Below are 16,617 nucleotides of genomic sequence, written 5' to 3'. Positions count from 1 at the left end.
CCGCGCCCTCAGAAGGACTTCACCAGCGCGTCGATCGCCTGCAGCCGCGCGACCAGCGCCTCGAACTGCGCGAGCGGCACCATGTTCGGCCCGTCGGAAGGCGCGCGGTCCGGGTCCTGGTGCGTCTCGATGAACAGGCCCGCGACGCCGACCGCGACCGCGGCGCGCGCCAGCGTCTCGACGAATTCGCGCTGCCCGCCGGAGGAGGCGCCCTGCCCGCCCGGCTGCTGCACGGAATGGGTGGCGTCGAAGATCACCGGCAGCCCGGTGTCGCGCGCCATGATCGGCAGGGCGCGCATGTCGGAGACGAGCGTGTTGTAGCCGAAGCTCGCGCCCCGCTCGGTCAGCAGGACATTCGGGTTGCCGGCCTCCGTGATCTTCGCGGCGACGTTCTTCATGTCCCACGGCGCGAGGAACTGGCCCTTCTTGACGTTCACCGCGCGGCCCGTGGCGGCGGCGGCCAGCAGGAGATCGGTCTGGCGGCAGAGGAAGGCGGGGATCTGGAGCACGTCTACCACCTCCGCCACCGGGGCGCACTGGGCGGATTCATGGACGTCGGTCAGCACGGGCAGGCCGAGGCTGTCGCGGATCTCGGCGAAGACCGGCAGGGCGGCGGCCATGCCCATGCCGCGCGCCGCCTTGCCGCTGGTGCGGTTCGCCTTGTCGAAGCTCGTCTTGTAGATCAGGCCGATCCGCCGCCGCAGCGCGATCTCCTTCAGCGCCTGCGCCGTCTCCAGCGCATGGGCGCGGGATTCCATCTGGCAGGGGCCGGCGATCAGCGCGATGGGCAGGTGGTTGGCGATCCGGACCGGACCGACGGCCACCGTGGCGGGAGGGGATGTCATGGGCGCGGGGTCTAGCCCGTCGGGCGCCGCACCTCAATGCGGGCGGGTCATCCGCCCCGCGGCGCGAACAGGACCACCGCTGTCCCGCCGAGGCAGAGCGCCGTGCCCAGCAGGTCGAAGCGGTCGGGCCGCGCGCCCTCCACCGCCCACATCCAGCCGAGGGAAGCGGCGATGTAGACGCCGCCATAGGCCGCGAAGGCGCGCCCGGCGAAGGCCGCCTCCACCTGCGCCAGCGCCCAGGCGAAGGCCGCCAGCGACAGCATCCCCGGCAGCAGCCACCAGGCCGGCTTGCCCAGCTTCACCACCGCCCAGACCGCGTAGCAGCCCGCGATCTCGGCCAGCGCCGCCAGCCCGTAGAAGGCGGCGCCGCGCATCGGCCGCTACCCGATCTCCTCCAGCAGCGCACACAGCGTGGCGCAGCGCGGTGCCAGGTCGTTCCACAGGATGTGCTCATGCGGCGCATGCGCGCCCGCGCCGGTGCAGCCCAGGCCGTCCAGGGTGGGCACGCCGAGCGCCGCGGTGAAGTTGCCGTCCGAACCGCCGCCGCGGTGCTGCGTCGGCAGGTCGTAGCCATGGCGCGCGGCCAGCGCCTTCGCCTGGTCGTAGAGCGCGACGATCTCCGGCGTCTGGGCGAAGGGCGGGCGGTTCATGCCGCCGGTCACCACCACCCGGATGCCGTCCGTCTCATGCGCGAGGCCGAGGATCCGGGCCTCCAGCTCCTCGCCCAGCGCGATGGTGGGCACCCGCAGGTCCACCTCGCAGCCCGCTTCCGGCGGGACCACGTTCGGCCGCGTGCCGCCGCGGATCGGCGCGACATTGGTGGTGATGCCCGCGGCCAGGTCCGTCATGCCGTGGATGGCCAGGATGACCCGCGCAAGCTCCACCACCGCGCTGCGCCCGTCCTGCCAGTTGCCGCCGGCATGGGCCGAGACGCCATGGACCTGGATGTCGAAGCGGCCCACGCCCTTGCGGGCGGTGACGCAGGCGCCGCCCGCGCCGGCGGGCTCGGGGATCAGCACGGCGCGCGCGCCGCGGGCGGCCTGCTCGATCGGCCCGCGGCTGGTCGGGCTGCCGACCTCCTCGTCAGGCGTCAGCAGCAGCGTGACGGGGCGCCTGGTGCGGACCTTCTGGCGCAGGATCTCCCGCACCGAATGGAAGGCGAAGAAGCTGCCCGCCTTCATGTCGTAGATGCCCGGGCCATGCGCCTTCGCGCCATCCACCCGCCAGGGCATCGAGGTCGCGAGCGTCCCGTGGTCCCACACGGTGTCGAGGTGGCCCGCCACGACGACCGGCGCGCCTTCCCCCGGCGTGTGGCACATCAGCGTGTCGCCGAAGCCGTCCCGGCCCGGCAGGCGCGTGACGCAGCCGCCCACCGCGCGCAGCTCCGCCTCGCAGCGATCCACCAGGCGGTTCACGGCGCCCGCGTCGGTGGTCGGCGTCTCGGCCTCCACCCAGCTGCGGAGCTCCGCGAGGATGCGGTCGGAGGAGCCGAGTTCGGTGACGGGCATGCGGCAGGGGTCCGGGGCTGCGAAGGCCGGCCTTCTCGCAAGCCCGCGGGGCCTTGTCCATGCCGCCCCTTGCCCGCCCGGCGCCGCGCGGCTAACGGAAGGGTTTGCCGCATCGCAGCAGGGGTTCCCGCATGTCCGAGGGCTGCTTCTTCGAGGACCTGTCCGTCGGCCAGAAGGCCTCCTTCGGCAAGACCATCACGGAAGCCGACATCGTGCTGTTCGCCGCGGTGACCGGCGACACCAACCCGATGCACCTGAACGAGGAATACGCCAAGGGCTCCATTTTCGGGGAACGCATCGCCCACGGGATGCTGGCCGCGGGGCTGATCACCAAGGTGATGGGCACGCAGCTGCCCGGGCCGGGCACCATCTACATGTCGCAGTCGCTGCGCTTCCGGAAGCCGGTCCGCATCGGCGACACGGTGACCGCGACGGTCGAGATCACCGCGCTGAACGCGGAGAAGCACCGCGCGACGCTGCGCACCGTCTGCTGCGTGAAGGGCGAGCCGGTGCTGGAGGGCGAGGCGCTGGTCGCCGTCCCCTCCCGCGCGGCGCTCGCCGCCCGCACCGTCCCGGCGGAGGCGGCGGAGTGAGGACGCTCGGCCGCGTCTGCGTCTTCTGCGGCTCCGCCCCCGGCGCCCGCCCTGCCTATGCCGAGGCCGCGCGCGAGCTCGGGCGGGAAGTGGCGCGGCGCGGCATCGGACTGGTCTATGGCGGCGGCGCGGTCGGGCTGATGGGCATCGCCGCCGACACGGCGCTCGAAGCCGGGGCGGAGGTGATCGGCGTGATCCCCCACGGCCTGCTGAAGCGGGAAGTCGGGCATGGCGGCGGCGTGGAGATGCATGTCGTCGACACGATGCATGAGCGCAAGGCGATGATGGCCAACCTGTCGGACGGCTTCATCGTCCTGCCCGGCGGCTTCGGCACGCTGGAGGAGGCGGTGGAGGCGCTGACCTGGGCGCAGCTCGGCATCCAGGCGAAGGGCGTCGTCTTCGTGGATGTCGAGGGCTACTGGGGCCCCTTCCTCGGCGCGCTCGACCGGATGGTGGAGGAAGGCTTCATCCGCCCCGCGCAGCGCCCGCTGGCGATGCGCGCGGCGACGGTGGCGGAGGCGATCGACCTGCTCGCCGCCTTCGCGCCCCCGCCCGGCACCCAGGTCTGGCTGCGCCCCGAGCAGGTGTGATGACGCCGGCCATCGTCCAGGACTGGCGCGACCTGGCGCCGGCGCTGCGCGGCGCCACCGTCGCGCTCGGCAATTTCGACGGCGTGCATCTCGGCCACGCCGCGGTGCTGCGCGCGGCGCATGCGGCGCGGCCCGACCTGACGCTCGCCGCCCTGACCTTCGAGCCGCATCCGAGGGAGCATTTCCGCCCCGAGGACCCGCCCTTCCGCCTGACCCTGCTGCCCGCCAAGGCCGCCGCGCTCGGCGCGCTGAACGTGGCGGTGGTCTACGCCATCCCCTTCGACGCCGCGCTCGCCGCGATGCCGGCCGAGACCTTCGTGGAGGAGGTGCTGCACCGGGGCATCGGCGCGCGCCACCTGGCCTGCGGGGCGGATTTCGCCTTCGGCCACCGCCGCGGCGGCGATGTCCCCTTCCTGACGCGTGAGGCGGAGGCGCGCGGCATCGGCCTGACCATCGTGCCGCCCGTGGTGGACGAGGAGGGGCCGATCTCCTCCACCAGCATCCGCCGCGTGCTGCAGGACGGCTACCCTGGGCGCGCCGCCGCCAAGCTCGGCCGCGACTGGGACCTGCATGGCGAGGTCTTCCACGGCGACCGGCTGGGCCGCGAGCTCGGCTGGCCGACGGCCAACATCCTGCTCGGCCGCCAGCTGGAGCCGGCGCGCGGGGTCTACGCCGTCACGGTGCGGCTGGCGGACGGGTCCGTGGTGCCGGGGGTTGCCAATGTCGGCCGCCGGCCGACGCTGGGCGGCGACCCGGTGACGCGGCTGGAAGTGCATCTGTTCGACTGGTCGGGCGACCTCTACGGCCAGCAGATCGCGGTGCGGCTGCACGCCTTCCTGCGGCCGGATGCGCGGTTCGACGGGCTGGACGCGCTGAAGGCCGCGATCGCCGCCGATGCGGCGGAGGCGCGGCGGGCCCTGGCGGGGATGCCGCCGCGGCCCTGACGCGCCGTGGCGCGGGCGGGACGGCGGCGCTCAGCCCAGGCCCAGCGCCAGGAACAGCCGCGCCGCCGGCGGCCAGGCGGTCGCGATCTCGGCGCGGAAGGCGACCGCCCCCCAGATCGCCGCCGCCAGCACGGCGAGCGAGACGGCCCAGCCGACCAGCGCGACCTTCGGGCTCGGCTCCGCCCGCTCCTCCCGCTGCGGCAGGGGCGGGTGGATGGGATGGTGTTCGCGCAACCCGCGCGAGGGCGGCGGCCGCGCCGCCTCGGCCTCCACGGTCGCGGGCGGGGTGGGCGCCGGCTCGGGCGGCGCCGGCCCGGATGGCGGGGTTTCGGCGGCAGGTGCCGCGCCGGCGGGCGGGGCGGGGGCGGCGTCCGGTGCGCGGGGCAGCCCGGCCTCGAAGGACTGGCCGCAGCGCGCGCAGCGCAGCATCCGCGGGCCGGAGGCCAGCAGGGTGTCCGGCACCTCGTATTCGGCGGCGCAGCCGGGGCAGGCGATTCTCATTGCACCGCCAATGTGGCCGCGCCGGCCCCGCCCCGTCCAGGGCGCAGCCCGCGCACAGCCGCGACAGCGGCCGGGCGCCGCAGCGCCCCCCGATGGCGCGGCGCCGCCCGCCGTGGCAGACAGCGCCCATGGTGCGTTTCGAGGCGGTCGGCCTCCGCTATCCCGGCGGCGGGCCGCATACCGGAAGCTGGGGGCCGGAAGCGCTCGTCGACGTGACCTTCGCCCTGCCCCCGGGGTCCTTCACCTGGCTGCTCGGCCCCTCCGGGGCGGGCAAATCCTCGGTGCTGCGCCTGATGCACCTGGCGCTGCGGCCGACGCGCGGCGAGGTGGAGGTGCTGGGCCTCCGCTCCTCCCGCGCGCCGCGCGCCGCGCTCGCGCCCATCCGGCGGCGGGTCGGCGTGGTGTTCCAGGACTTTCGGCTGCTGCCCTACCTCTCCGCCTTCGACAACGTGGCGCTTCCCCTGCGCCTGGCTGGCCGGCCGGAGGCGCAGCTGCGCGCCGACGTGACGGAGATCCTGAAATGGGTCGGGCTCGACGGGAAGGCGGCGTCGCTGCCGCCCGAACTCTCGGGCGGCGAGCAGCAGCGCGTGGCGATCGCGCGCGCGGTGGTGCACCGCCCCGCCCTGGTGGTGGCCGACGAGCCGACCGGCAACCTCGACAGCCGCCAGGCGCGCCGGCTGCTGGCGCTGCTGAAGGAGATGAACCGGCTGGGCGCGACGGTGGTGGTGGCCACCCATGACGAGGACCTGGTGGCGCGTTTCCCCGCGCCCGCGCTGATGCTGCAGGACGGCCGGCTGCACGACCCCGACGATGCGCGGGGCCTGCATGCCGGGCTGGAGGACGACCTTGCCTGAGCCGGCGCCGGTCCGCGATGCGCGCCGCCGCGTCGCGGCGGGCGGGCCGGGCTGATGGCCCGGCGACGCTACTCGCGCGATCCGCTCGGCCTTCGCCGCGCGCTGTCGGGCTGGCTGCTGCCGGGGCTGGTCGCCGCCATGGCGCTGCTGGCCGCGCTGGCGCTGGCCGGCGCGCAGGGGGCGGCGGCGCTGGCGGAACGCTGGCAGCGCGGCGCGGCGGCCGCGGTGACGGTGCAGGTGCCGAATGCCGATGCGGCGCGGCTGGACCGCGCCGTCGCCGCGCTGCGCGCCATGCCCGAGGTGGCGGAGGCCCGCGCCATGGATGCGGACCGGCTGGAGGAACTGCTGCGCCCCTGGCTCGGCGGCAACCCCGCCCTGCCCGTCCCCGGCGTGGTGGAGGTGCGGCTGCGCGATGCGCGGGCCGACCCCGTGCTGATCGGCGACCGGCTGGCGACCGCCATCCCCGGCGCGCTGGTGGAGGCGCATGGCCTCTGGGTGCAGCGGCTGGCCGCGCTGGCGCGCAGCCTGCAGGGCCTGGCGCTGGCGGTGCTGCTGCTGGTGGCGCTGGTCGCCGCAGCCGTGGTCGCGGTGGCGACGCGCGCCGGGCTTGCCGCGCGGCGCGACGCGATCGAGGTGCTGCACGGCCTCGGCGCGCGGGATGGCGACATCGCCGGGCGCTTCGCCACGCGGCTCGGCCTGCTGGCGGCCGGGGGCGCACTGCTCGGCACCCTCGCCGCGGTGCCGGCGCTGGCGTTGCTGGCCGACCTAGCGGGGCCGTGGCTTGGCGCCGCGGCGGCCACCGGCACGATGGACAGCCTCTCCCGCCTGCCCTGGCCGGGGCTGGTGGCGCTGCCGCCGACGGCCTTCCTGGTGGGCTGGGCGACGGCGCAGGCCACCGTCCGGCGCTGGCTGCACCGGCTTCCGTGACGCCCCGCCGCGCCCTGCGCCTGGCGGCGCTGCCGCTGGCGCTGCTGCTCGCCCTCGGTGGCGGCTTCGCCTGGTTCCTGGATGAAGCAGCCGGCACGCCGGCCGAGCCGGCGCGGCGCACCGATGCCATCGTGGTGCTGACCGGCGGGGCGGAGCGGGTCGAGACCGGGCTGCGCCTGCTGGAGGCCGGCCTCGCGCCGCGGCTGCTCGTCTCCGGCGCGGCGCGCGGGCTGACCCCCGCCGAACTGGCGCGCGCGCATGGGCGCGACCCGGTGGCGCTCGGCGGCCGCGTCGCGCTCGGCCATGCCGCGGCGACCACCACCGGCAACGCGGCGGAAGCCGCGGCCTTCGCCCGCGCGCATGGCACCGCCTCGCTGCGGGTGGTGACGGCGGGCTACCACATGCCGCGCGCGCTGCTCGAGATCGGGCGCGCGGCGCCGGGGCTGGTGCTGGTGCCGCATCCCGTGCAGCCCGCCGCGCTGCGCGACGGCAGCATCCCGCCGCGGCGCGCCTGGACGCTGCTGCCGATGGAATACCTCAAGTATCTGGCCGCCGCGGCCGGGCTCAGCGCCCTGGTCCCGGCAAGGGACCCCGCCCGCCGATGACCACGCTCCGCTCCCTCATCTTCAACCTGCTGTTCTTCGCCCTCACCGCCGCGGTCGCGGTGCTGGCGGTGCCGCTGCTCGCCGCGCCGCGGGGCGCGATGCTGGCGACCGTGCGGCTCTGGTCGCGGCTGGTGGTCGTGTTGCTGCGGGTGGTCTGCGGCGTGCGGGTGGAACTGCGCGGGATGCACCACATCCCGGCCGGCGGCTGCGTGGTGGCGGCCAAGCACCAGTCGGCCTTCGACACCATCGTCTGGCTCGGCCTGCTGCCCGACCCGGCCTATGTGATGAAGAAGGAACTGCTCCGCATCCCGCTCTATGGCTGGCATGTCCGCAAGGCGGGGATGATCCCGGTGGACCGCGAGGGTGGCGGGCCGGCGCTGCGCGCCATGTTGCGCCAGGCCGTCGCCGCGGTGGCAGCGGGGCGGCAGGTGGTGATCTTCCCCGAGGGCACGCGCACCGCGCCGGGGGAACGCGTGCCCTACCAGCCCGGCGTGGTCGCCATCGCGGCCGGCACCTCGGCGCCGGTGGTGCCGGTGGCAACCGACAGCGGGCGCATCTGGGGCCGGCGCAGCTTCCACAAGCATCCCGGCATCATCCGCATCTCCGCCCTGCCCCCGCTGCCGCCGGGGCTGCGGCGCGACGCGCTGCTGACCGCACTGGAGACGGCGATCGAGACGGAGACGGCGGCGCTGCTGGACGAGCCGGCGGGCCGCTCGGCGCCTGTGGACAAGTCTGTGGGCTGATGCTTCGCGCTCCACGCAAGGGATGCCGGCCAACCCCCTGAGAAGGCGCGATTCATCCGCCCCGATGGTTGACGGGGGACCAATATCCACAGGCCATCCTGCCACCAACCCCTTGATTTTCCGCGAATTCGCGAAACCGCCCGCTGCGGCGCCTGCACGGGCAGGCCGGCGCGGCACGGCGCCGCGGGTGGCGGGGCGGCGCGGGGGACATCTGTGGACAGCGGCGGGGACAGGCGCCGCGGGCCGGCCGGCTATTCGGCCGGCAGCAGCGCCGCGATGCGGTCCAGCCCCGCGTCGCGCACGCCCATCTCGCGCAGGTGGCGGACGGTGTTCAGCAGGTAGTCGCGGTTCGCGCCCATCTGGCCGACGCCGCGTGCTATGGCCGCCGCCGCCTGTTCGGGCGCGAGGGCGGGGGCGTAGAGCCGGCAGCCGCGATTGGCCACATAGGCCACCGCCGGCACCATCCGCGCGGTGCCCGCGCCCAGCAGCCGCACCGGCAGCAGGCGGCGGTGATAGACCTGCTCCGCCCCATCCGGCAGTTCGCGGTCGTCGAGGTAGCGCAGCACCTCCGCCGCATGGCTGCCGGGGACGCGGAAGGCGACGCCGCGGCACGCGCCCCCGCGGTCCAGCCCCAGCACCAGGCCCGGCGCCTCCGGCGTGCCGCGGTAGCGGTGGGACCACAGGCAGAAGCGGCGGTGGTAGCCGCGCAGCAGCGCCTCGTGGCTGCCGGCATGGGCGAAGCCCGGCCGCCAGATGAGGGAGCCGTAGCCGAACACCCACATGTTCCCGTCCGGGGCGAGCGGGATGTCCTGGGCGGCGCGATGTGGGAAGGGCGTCTGCACGGCGATGAGGAGGCGGGTTATACAGGCCCCCAGCATGGACATGAAGACGCCCCCAGGCCGGCGCCGCCCGCTCGGGCCCCGGCTCGCCCTCGGGGCGCTGCTGGCCGTCGTGGTGCTGGCGGCGGCCCATGCGGCGCTGTGGCGCTACATGGCGTCCCAGCTGGAACAGGGGCTGGCCACCTGGACGCAGGTGCGCCGGGCGCAGGGCTGGCGGGTGGAGCACGCCCCGCCCCTGCGCGGGGGCTGGCCCTTCTCGGCCACGCTCAGCCTCGCCACGCTGCGGATCCAGGGCGGCGGCGCGACGCTGCCGGGGGGCCTCGTCTACACGTCGGAGGGAGTGGTGCTGCGCGTCACCCTGCCCCGGCTCGACCGGCTGCGGGTGGAACTGCACGGGCCGCAGCGGCTGCGCCTCGGCGAGGCGGAATTCCCCTTCGTCGCCGACAGCCTGGTGGCGATCCTCCCGCTCGAGCAGGACACCCCTCCGCGGGAGGCGGAGGTGCTGGCCGAACGCCTGCGCGTCGGCACGCCCGGCGGCGCGCTGGAAGTGCGGACGGGGCGGCTGACGGTGGAGGGCTCAAGCTCCGCCACCGAGGCCGAGCCCGCCCTCGCGCTCGGCGTGGCGCTGGAGGGGGTGGACCTGCCCGCGGCGCCGGCCGGCCAGGCGGGACTCGCCTTCGGGCGGCGGGTCGCCTCGCTCGGCGCCGATCTCGCGCTCACCGGCCCGGTGCCGCCGGGGCGGCAGCCGGTGACGCGGGCGGAGGCGTGGCGCGACGGCGGCGGCACGCTGGAGTTGCGCTCCTTCGCCCTGCGGTGGGGGCCGGTCGGCGCGCAGGCGGCGGCGACGCTCGCGCTCGACGACGCGCTGCAGCCGATGGGCGCGGGCACGCTGCGGCTGGCCGGCGCGGCGGAGGCGCTGGATGCGCTGGCCGAGGCCGGGCTGGTCGGCCGCCGCGCGGCCGGCACCGCGCGGGCGGTGCTGCCGCTGCTCTCCCGCCCCGCCGCCGACGGCACGGGGCCGGAGGTGGAGGTGCCGTTCACGCTGGAGGACCGGACCCTGGCGGTGGCGCGCATCCCGGTGACGCGGCTGGCGCCCTGGACCTGGCCCTCGCCCGATCTCGGGCGCTGAGAGCGGCCGCGGCGCCATTTACGCATTTTGTTTCAATTTATGGGCATTTGATTTCCCCTTCGGCGCGCGAATAGCTGGGCCGGGGTCAATTCAGTCGCCATCGTAACCATTCATTAGAGATTTCTCCGCGACAACCGCCCGACCACAGGCAGAACGCGGAGCAGCCTCCATGACCCTCATCACCGGCACCAGCGGCGACGACACCATCTCGCCGGAGACGGTCTCCGGCGGCGTGACCGGCGGGACGCCGGGCGCCGGGAACGAGACGCTGGACGGTCTGGCGGGCGACGACCTGCTCTCGGGCGGCGGCGGGCGGGACGTGCTGCTCGGCGGGGCCGACGACGACACGCTGGACGGCGGCACGGGCGCCGACACGCTGGACGGCGGCGCGGGCGCGGACAGCCTGGTGGGCGGCGGCGCCGCGGACAGCATGGCGGGCGGCGCCGGCGACGACACCTATTCGGTCAACTCCGCGGCCGACATGGTGCTGGAGAATGCGGACGAGGGCACGGACCACATCCTCTCGATGGTGGACATCGCCGCGCTCCACGCGCAGGTCGAGAACCTGACGCTGGTCGAGGGCAGCGGCGCCGTGCGCGGCACCGGCAACGCGCTGGCCAACATCATCACCGGCAGCAGCGCCGATGACACGCTGGACGGCGCGGCGGGTGCCGACACGCTGTCTGGCGGCGCGGGCGCCGACAGCCTGGTGGGCGGCGCGGGCGCCGACAGCATGGCGGGCGGCGCGGGCAACGACACCTTCTCGGTCGACAATGCCGGCGATGCGATCCTGGAGGGCGGCGGCGGCACGGACCTCGTGCTGGCCACCGTCGACATCGCCGCCCTCGCCGCGAATGTCGAGAACCTGACCCTGGTCGAGGGCAGCGGCGCCGACGCGGCGACCGGCAATGCCGGCGCCAACGTCATCACCGGCACCACAGCGGCCGACACGCTGGACGGCGCGGGCGGGTCGGACACGCTGGCGGGCGGCGCCGGGCATGACAGCCTGGTGGGCGGGGCGGGCGCCGACAGCATGGCCGGCGGCACCGGGAACGACACCTATGCCGTGGATAACAGCCTCGACACGGTGACGGAGCTTGCGGGCGGGGGCACCGACCTCGTCCTCGCCTCGGTGGATGTCGAATCCCTGGCCGCGCATGTCGAGAACCTGACCCTGGTGGAGGGCAGCGGCGCGGATCTCGGCGTCGGGAACAGCCTCGACAACATCATCGCCGGGTCCACCGCGGCCGACACGCTGAACGGCGCGACGGGCGCGGATACGCTGGATGGCGGCGAGGGCGATGACAGCCTGGTCGGCGGCGGCGGCGACAGCCTGGCCGGCGGGGATGGCGACGACATCTACCTGCTGCTCGACGCCGGCGACGTCGTGTTCGAGAACCCGCAGGAAGGCACGGATGTCGTCGCGTCCTGGATCGACGTCCTCGCGCTCGCCGCGAATGTCGAGAACCTGACCCTGGTGGAGGGCGGCGAGGCCAGCATCGGCACCGGCAACGCCCTCGACAACGTCGTCACCGGCAGTTCGGCCAATGACATCCTCTCGGGCCTCGCGGGCCTCGACACGCTGGTGGGCGGCGCGGGGGATGACAGCCTGATCGGCGGCGACGGGGCCGACAGCCTCGTCGGCGGCGCGGGCAACGACACCTACGCCTTCGCGGCCGGCGACGCGATCCTGGAGCAGGCGGGCGAGGGAGTGGACCTCGTCATGGCGGAGATCGACATCATCCTCGGCGCCGGCCTGGACGACGCCACGCTGGTCGAGGGCAGCGGCGCGGATGCGGCGACGGGCAACGCGCTCGCCAATGTCCTGACCGGCAGCAGCGCGGACGACACGCTGGACGGCGCGGCGGCCGCGGACACGCTGCTGGGCGGCGCGGGCGCGGACAGCCTCGTCGGCGGCGCGGCCAATGACAGCATGGCGGGCGGCGCGGGCGACGACACCTACGGGGTGGACGATGCCGGCGACGCGGTGGCGGAGAATGCGGGCGAGGGCACCGACCTGGTGCTGGCCAGCGTGGACATCGCCGCCCTGGCCGACGAGGTCGAGAACCTGACGCTGGTGGAGGGCAGCGGCGCGGATGCGGCCACCGGTAACGCGCTTGCCAATGTCATCACCGGTTCCACTGCGGATGACACGCTGGACGGCGCGGCGGGCGACGACACGCTGGCCGGTGGCGCGGGCGCGGACAGCCTGGTGGGCGGCGCGGGCGCGGACAGCATGGCGGGCGGCGCCGGCGACGACACCTACGGCTTCGGCGAAGGGGACATGGTGCTGGAGGGTGCGGGCGCGGGAACCGACCTCATCCTCTCCGAGGTCGACCTGACGCTCGCCACCCATATCGAGAACCTGACGCTGGTGGAAGGCAGCGGCGCCGATGAGGCGACGGGCAATGCGGTGGCCAACATCCTGACCGGCAGCAGCGCGGATGACACGCTGGACGGCGCGGCGGGCGCGGACACGCTGGTGGGCGGCGGCGGGGCGGACAGCCTCGTCGGCGGCACGGGCGCGGACAGCATGGCGGGTGGCGCGGGCAACGACACCTATGAGGTGGACGATGCCGGCGATGCGGTGGCGGAGATCGCGGATGAGGGCACCGACCTCGTCCTCGCCTCGGTCGATCTCGTGCTCGGCGCGCATGTCGAGAACCTGACGCTGGTGGAGGGCAGCGGCGCGGACCAGGGCACGGGCAACGCGCTCGCCAACCTCCTCACCGGTTCCACCGCGGATGACACGCTGGACGGCGCGGCGGGAGACGACACGCTGGCCGGTGGCTCGGGCGCGGACAGCCTGGTGGGCGGCGCGGGCGCCGACAGCATGGCCGGCGGCGCGGGCAACGACACCTATGCGGTCGACGATGCCGCCGACCTGATGGAGGAGCTGGACGGGGAAGGCACCGACCTTGTGCTGGCCAGCGTGGACATCGCGGCCCTGGCCGATGAGGTCGAGAACCTGACCCTGGTGGAGGGAAGCGGCGCCGACCAGGGCACCGGCAACGCCCTGGTCAACCTCATCACCGGCACCACCGGCGATGATACGCTGGACGGCGCGGCAGGCGACGACACGCTGGCGGGCGGTGACGGGGCGGACAGCCTCGTCGGCGGCACGGGCGCCGACAGCCTCGTAGGCGGGGAGGGCAACGACACCTATGCGGTGGACGATGCCGATGACCTGGTGGAGGAGAACGCGGCCGAGGGCACCGACCTGGTGCTGGCCTCGGTCGACCTCACCCTCGGCGCGCATGTCGAGAACCTGACGCTGGTGGAGGGCAGCGGCGCGGACCAGGGCACCGGCAACGCGCTCGCCAACCTCATCACCGGTTCCACTGCGGACGACACGCTGGACGGCGCGGCTGGCGACGACACGCTGGCGGGCGCCGGCGGGGCGGACAGCCTGGTGGGCGGCGCGGGTGCGGACAGCATGGCCGGCGGCGCGGGCAACGACACCTATGCGGTCGACGATGCCGACGACCTGATGGAGGAACTCGATGGAGAAGGCACCGACCTGGTGCTGGCCTCGGTCGACCTCACCCTCGGCGCGCATGTCGAGAACCTGACGCTGGTCGAGGGCAGCGGCGCGGACCAGGGCACCGGCAATGCGCTCGCCAACCTCATCACCGGTTCCACCGCGGACGACACGCTGGATGGCGCGTCGGGCGATGACACGCTGGCCGGTGGCTCGGGCGCGGACAGCCTGGTCGGCGGGGAGGGCAACGACACCTATGAGGTGGACGATGCCGATGACCTGGTGGAGGAGAACGCGGCCGAGGGCACCGACCTGGTGCTGGCGAGCATCGACCTCACCCTCGGCGCGCATGTCGAGAACCTGACGCTGGTCGAGGGCAGCGGCGCGGACCAGGGCACCGGCAACGCGCTCGCCAACCTCCTCACCGGTTCCAGCGCGGACGATACGCTGGACGGCGCGGCGGGAGACGACACGCTGGCAGGCGGCGGCGGGGCGGATAGCCTGATGGGCGGCACGGGCGCCGACAGCATGGCCGGCGGCGCGGGCAACGACACCTATGTGGTGGACGATGCCGACGACATGCTGAGCGAAGCCGGGGGCGACGGGCTGGATCTGGTGATCGCCTCGGCCGACATCGCGGCCCTGGCCGAGGGCATCGAGCAGGTCGAGCTGGTAGAGGGCAGCGGCGCGGAGCTGGTGATCGGCAACGCCTCCGCGAACCTGTTCACCGGCACCACCGCGGATGACACGCTGGACGGCGCGGCGGGCGACGACACGCTGGCGGGCGGCAGCGGGGCGGACAGCCTCGTCGGCGGCGCGGGCGCGGACAGCCTCATGGGCGGGGAGGGCAACGACACCTATGCGGTGGACGATGCCGACGACCTCGTGGAGGAGTTGGACGGGGAAGGCACCGACCTGGTGCTGGCCTCGGTCGACCTCACCCTCGGCGCGCATGTCGAGAACCTGACGCTGGTGGAGGGCAGCGGCGCTGACGAGGCGACCGGCAACGCGCTCGCCAACCTCATCACCGGTTCCAGCGCGGATGACACGCTGGACGGCGCGGCGGGCGACGACACGCTGGCCGGTGGCGCGGGGGCGGACAGCCTAGTGGGCGGCGCGGGTGCGGACAGCATGGCCGGCGGTGAGGGCAACGACACCTACGCGGTGGACGATGCCGATGACCTGGTGGAGGAGCTGGACGAGGAAGGCGATGACCTCGTCCTCGCCTCCATCGACCTCACCCTCGGCGCCGGCCTGGAGCGGCTGCAGCTGCTGGAAGGCAGCGGCGCCGACGAGGGCACGGGCAATGCGCTGGACAACACCCTCTCCGGCAGCAGCACCGACGACACGCTGGTCGGGCTCGACGGCGACGACCTGCTCCAGGGTGGCGGCGGGGCGGACAGCCTGGACGGCGGCACCGGCAATGACGAGATGGGCGGCGGCACCGGCGACGACATCTATGTCATCGACAGCGCTGGCGACCAGGCCGTCGAGATCGAGGATGAGGGCACCGACCTGGTGCTGGCCTCGGTCAACCTCGTGCTCGCCGATCATGTCGAGAACCTGACGCTGGTGGAGGGCAGCGGCGCCGATCAGGGCACCGGCAACGCCCTGGCCAATGTCATCACCGGCACCACCGCGGACGACACGCTGGACGGCGCGGAAGGCGACGACACGCTGGTGGGTGGCGCGGGCGCGGATCGCCTGATCGGCGGCGCGGGCGCGGACAGCCTCGTCGGCGGGGAGGGCAACGACACCTATGCGGTGGACGATGCCGACGACCTGGTGGAGGAGATCGCGGATGAGGGCACCGACCTCGTCCTCGCCTCTGTCGATCTCGTGCTTGCCGCCAACGTCGAGAACCTGACGCTGGTGGAAGGCAGCGGCGCCGACGAGGGCACGGGCAACGCGCTGGCCAACCTCCTCACCGGTTCCACCGCGGATGACACGCTGGACGGCGCGGCGGGCGACGACACGCTCTCGGGCGGCGGCGGGGCGGACAGCCTCGATGGCGGCGCAGGCGCGGACAGCCTGGCGGGCGGCACGGGCGATGACAGCTACGTCGTCGGCGCCGGCGATACGGTGCTGGAACTGTCGGGCGGCGGCGACGACATCGTCTTCGCCACCGTCAGCTTCACCCTCTCCGACCATGTCGAGACGCTGGTGCTCGACATGGATGCGGGCGGCGCGGCCACCGGCACCGGCAACACCCTGGCGAACGTCCTGGTCGGGCATGACGGCGACACCACGCTGGACGGGGCCGCGGGCGAGGACACGCTCTACGGCGAGGGCGGCGACGACCTCGTCATCGGTGGGGCCGGCGATGACGTGGTGCTCGGCGGCGACGGGTCGGACGAGCTGGTCGGCAATGCGGGCGATGACTGGCTCGACGGCGGCGAGGGGATGGCGACCGACATCCTCTACGGCGATGCGGGGAACGACGTCCTCGACGGCGGCGAGGGGCTGGACGCCATGATCGGCGGCGCGGGCGACGACGTCTACTTCGTGGACGACATGGGCGACTGGGTGGAGGAGGAGGCCGGCCAGGGCTGGGACGCCATGGTCGCCACCGGCACCGACTTCATCTGGATGGCCGACCATGTCGAGACGATCTGGCTCGGCGACGCCAATGCAGGCGCGCAGGGCAATGACGGCGCGAACCAGCTCTTCGGCGGCAGCGGGTCCAACTGGCTGGACGGTGCCGGCGGCGACGACACGCTGATCGGCGGCGGCGGCATGGACGTGCTGGTCGGCGGCAGCGGGCGGGACCAGTTCGTGGTCAGCGGCGCGACGGGTGAGGAGGCGATCCTCGACTTCACCCATGGCGACGACCTGGTCTGGCTGGTCGGCACCGGCATCACCTCCTTCCAGGGCGTGATGGACCGGCTCTGGCAGGTGGGCGGCAGCACGGTGCTGGCGCTCGACGACGGCGAGGTCTGGTTCGACAACACCCGGCGCGAGGACTTCCGCGCCGACGACTTCGCCTTCGCCTGATCCGCCCCGACAACCCCGGCGCCGCGCGACCGCGCGGCGCCGGTTCTCCGTTTGCGCGGGTCCC

Annotated in this window: 14 protein-coding genes; 9 read left to right on the top strand and 5 right to left on the bottom strand. The window is 74.4% G+C overall.

The annotated features are described in order from the left end of the window. Positions 1-8: 8 nt before the first annotated feature. The 3 genes from kdsA to ACK8OX_RS15775 are packed head-to-tail and all read right to left on the bottom strand — an operon-like array spanning position 9 to position 2,353. The gene (gene kdsA / locus ACK8OX_RS15785; RefSeq protein ID WP_430665152.1) at positions 9-845 is read right to left on the bottom strand and encodes a 3-deoxy-8-phosphooctulonate synthase; all 837 of its coding nucleotides are present in this window, start codon (positions 843-845) and stop codon (positions 9-11) included. A 47-nt stretch (positions 846-892) separates the two neighbouring features. Then, positions 893-1,219 carry a YnfA family protein gene (locus ACK8OX_RS15780; protein ID WP_430665151.1) on the bottom strand — a complete coding sequence of 109 codons (327 nt, stop codon included), beginning with the start codon at positions 1,217-1,219 and terminating at the stop codon, positions 893-895. Positions 1,220-1,225: 6 nt separating this feature from the next. Beyond that, positions 1,226-2,353: a M20 family metallopeptidase gene (locus ACK8OX_RS15775; protein WP_430665150.1), complete on the bottom strand. Its 1,128-nt coding sequence runs from the start codon at positions 2,351-2,353 to the stop codon at positions 1,226-1,228. Between the two features lie 131 nt (positions 2,354-2,484). Here ACK8OX_RS15775 and ACK8OX_RS15770 point away from each other — a divergent pair, with 131 nt between their 5' ends. Genes ACK8OX_RS15770 through ACK8OX_RS15760 form a run of 3 tightly spaced genes read left to right on the top strand, consistent with a single transcriptional unit; the run spans position 2,485 to position 4,480 of the window. Continuing rightward, positions 2,485-2,946, top strand: coding sequence for a MaoC family dehydratase (locus ACK8OX_RS15770; protein ID WP_430665149.1), 462 nt, complete (start codon positions 2,485-2,487; stop codon positions 2,944-2,946). Beyond that, positions 2,943-3,536 carry a TIGR00730 family Rossman fold protein gene (locus ACK8OX_RS15765; RefSeq protein WP_430665148.1) on the top strand — a complete coding sequence of 198 codons (594 nt, stop codon included), beginning with the start codon at positions 2,943-2,945 and terminating at the stop codon, positions 3,534-3,536. Before ACK8OX_RS15770 ends, ACK8OX_RS15765 begins: the two co-directional genes overlap by 4 nt. Then, positions 3,536-4,480, top strand: coding sequence for a bifunctional riboflavin kinase/FAD synthetase (locus ACK8OX_RS15760; protein WP_430665147.1), 945 nt, complete (start codon positions 3,536-3,538; stop codon positions 4,478-4,480). Before ACK8OX_RS15765 ends, ACK8OX_RS15760 begins: the two co-directional genes overlap by 1 nt. A 30-nt stretch (positions 4,481-4,510) precedes the next feature. Here ACK8OX_RS15760 and ACK8OX_RS15755 read toward each other — a convergent pair whose 3' ends face one another. Then, positions 4,511-4,981, bottom strand: a complete 471-nt coding sequence (locus tag ACK8OX_RS15755; RefSeq protein ID WP_430665146.1) for a zinc-ribbon domain-containing protein — start codon at positions 4,979-4,981, stop codon at positions 4,511-4,513. A gap of 128 nt (positions 4,982-5,109) precedes the next feature. Here ACK8OX_RS15755 and ACK8OX_RS15750 point away from each other — a divergent pair, with 128 nt between their 5' ends. Genes ACK8OX_RS15750 through ACK8OX_RS15735 form a run of 4 tightly spaced genes read left to right on the top strand, consistent with a single transcriptional unit; the run spans position 5,110 to position 8,110 of the window. Beyond that, on the top strand, positions 5,110-5,835 hold the full coding sequence (locus tag ACK8OX_RS15750; RefSeq protein WP_430665145.1) for a cell division ATP-binding protein FtsE: 726 nt from the start codon (positions 5,110-5,112) through the stop codon (positions 5,833-5,835). A gap of 54 nt (positions 5,836-5,889) precedes the next feature. After that, complete coding sequence (locus ACK8OX_RS15745; RefSeq protein ID WP_430665144.1) at positions 5,890-6,762, top strand: cell division protein FtsX; 873 nt, start codon at positions 5,890-5,892, stop codon at positions 6,760-6,762. Continuing rightward, the gene (locus tag ACK8OX_RS15740) at positions 6,759-7,367 is read left to right on the top strand and encodes a YdcF family protein (protein ID WP_430665143.1); all 609 of its coding nucleotides are present in this window, start codon (positions 6,759-6,761) and stop codon (positions 7,365-7,367) included. Before ACK8OX_RS15745 ends, ACK8OX_RS15740 begins: the two co-directional genes overlap by 4 nt. Further along, positions 7,364-8,110 carry a lysophospholipid acyltransferase family protein gene (locus tag ACK8OX_RS15735; RefSeq protein ID WP_430665142.1) on the top strand — a complete coding sequence of 249 codons (747 nt, stop codon included), beginning with the start codon at positions 7,364-7,366 and terminating at the stop codon, positions 8,108-8,110. Before ACK8OX_RS15740 ends, ACK8OX_RS15735 begins: the two co-directional genes overlap by 4 nt. Positions 8,111-8,361: 251 nt before the next feature. On the opposite strand, the gene ACK8OX_RS15730 is transcribed toward ACK8OX_RS15735, so the two are convergent. After that, complete coding sequence (locus tag ACK8OX_RS15730) at positions 8,362-8,994, bottom strand: gamma-glutamylcyclotransferase (protein ID WP_430665141.1); 633 nt, start codon at positions 8,992-8,994, stop codon at positions 8,362-8,364. On the opposite strand from ACK8OX_RS15730, the gene ACK8OX_RS15725 reads away from it, so the two are divergent. Both ACK8OX_RS15725 and ACK8OX_RS15720 read left to right on the top strand, forming a co-directional pair. After that, on the top strand, positions 8,993-10,078 hold the full coding sequence (locus ACK8OX_RS15725; protein ID WP_430665140.1) for a DUF2125 domain-containing protein: 1,086 nt from the start codon (positions 8,993-8,995) through the stop codon (positions 10,076-10,078). The genes ACK8OX_RS15730 and ACK8OX_RS15725 overlap by 2 nt on opposite strands. A gap of 169 nt (positions 10,079-10,247) precedes the next feature. Further along, positions 10,248-16,553, top strand: coding sequence for a hypothetical protein (locus ACK8OX_RS15720; protein WP_430665139.1), 6,306 nt, complete (start codon positions 10,248-10,250; stop codon positions 16,551-16,553). Positions 16,554-16,617 lie beyond the last annotated feature (64 nt).

It is taken from the genome of Falsiroseomonas sp. CW058, assembly GCF_050563535.1.
Taxonomy (GTDB): Bacteria; Pseudomonadota; Alphaproteobacteria; order Acetobacterales; family Acetobacteraceae; genus Falsiroseomonas.
This window is presented reverse-complemented; position numbering and strand designations above follow the sequence as displayed.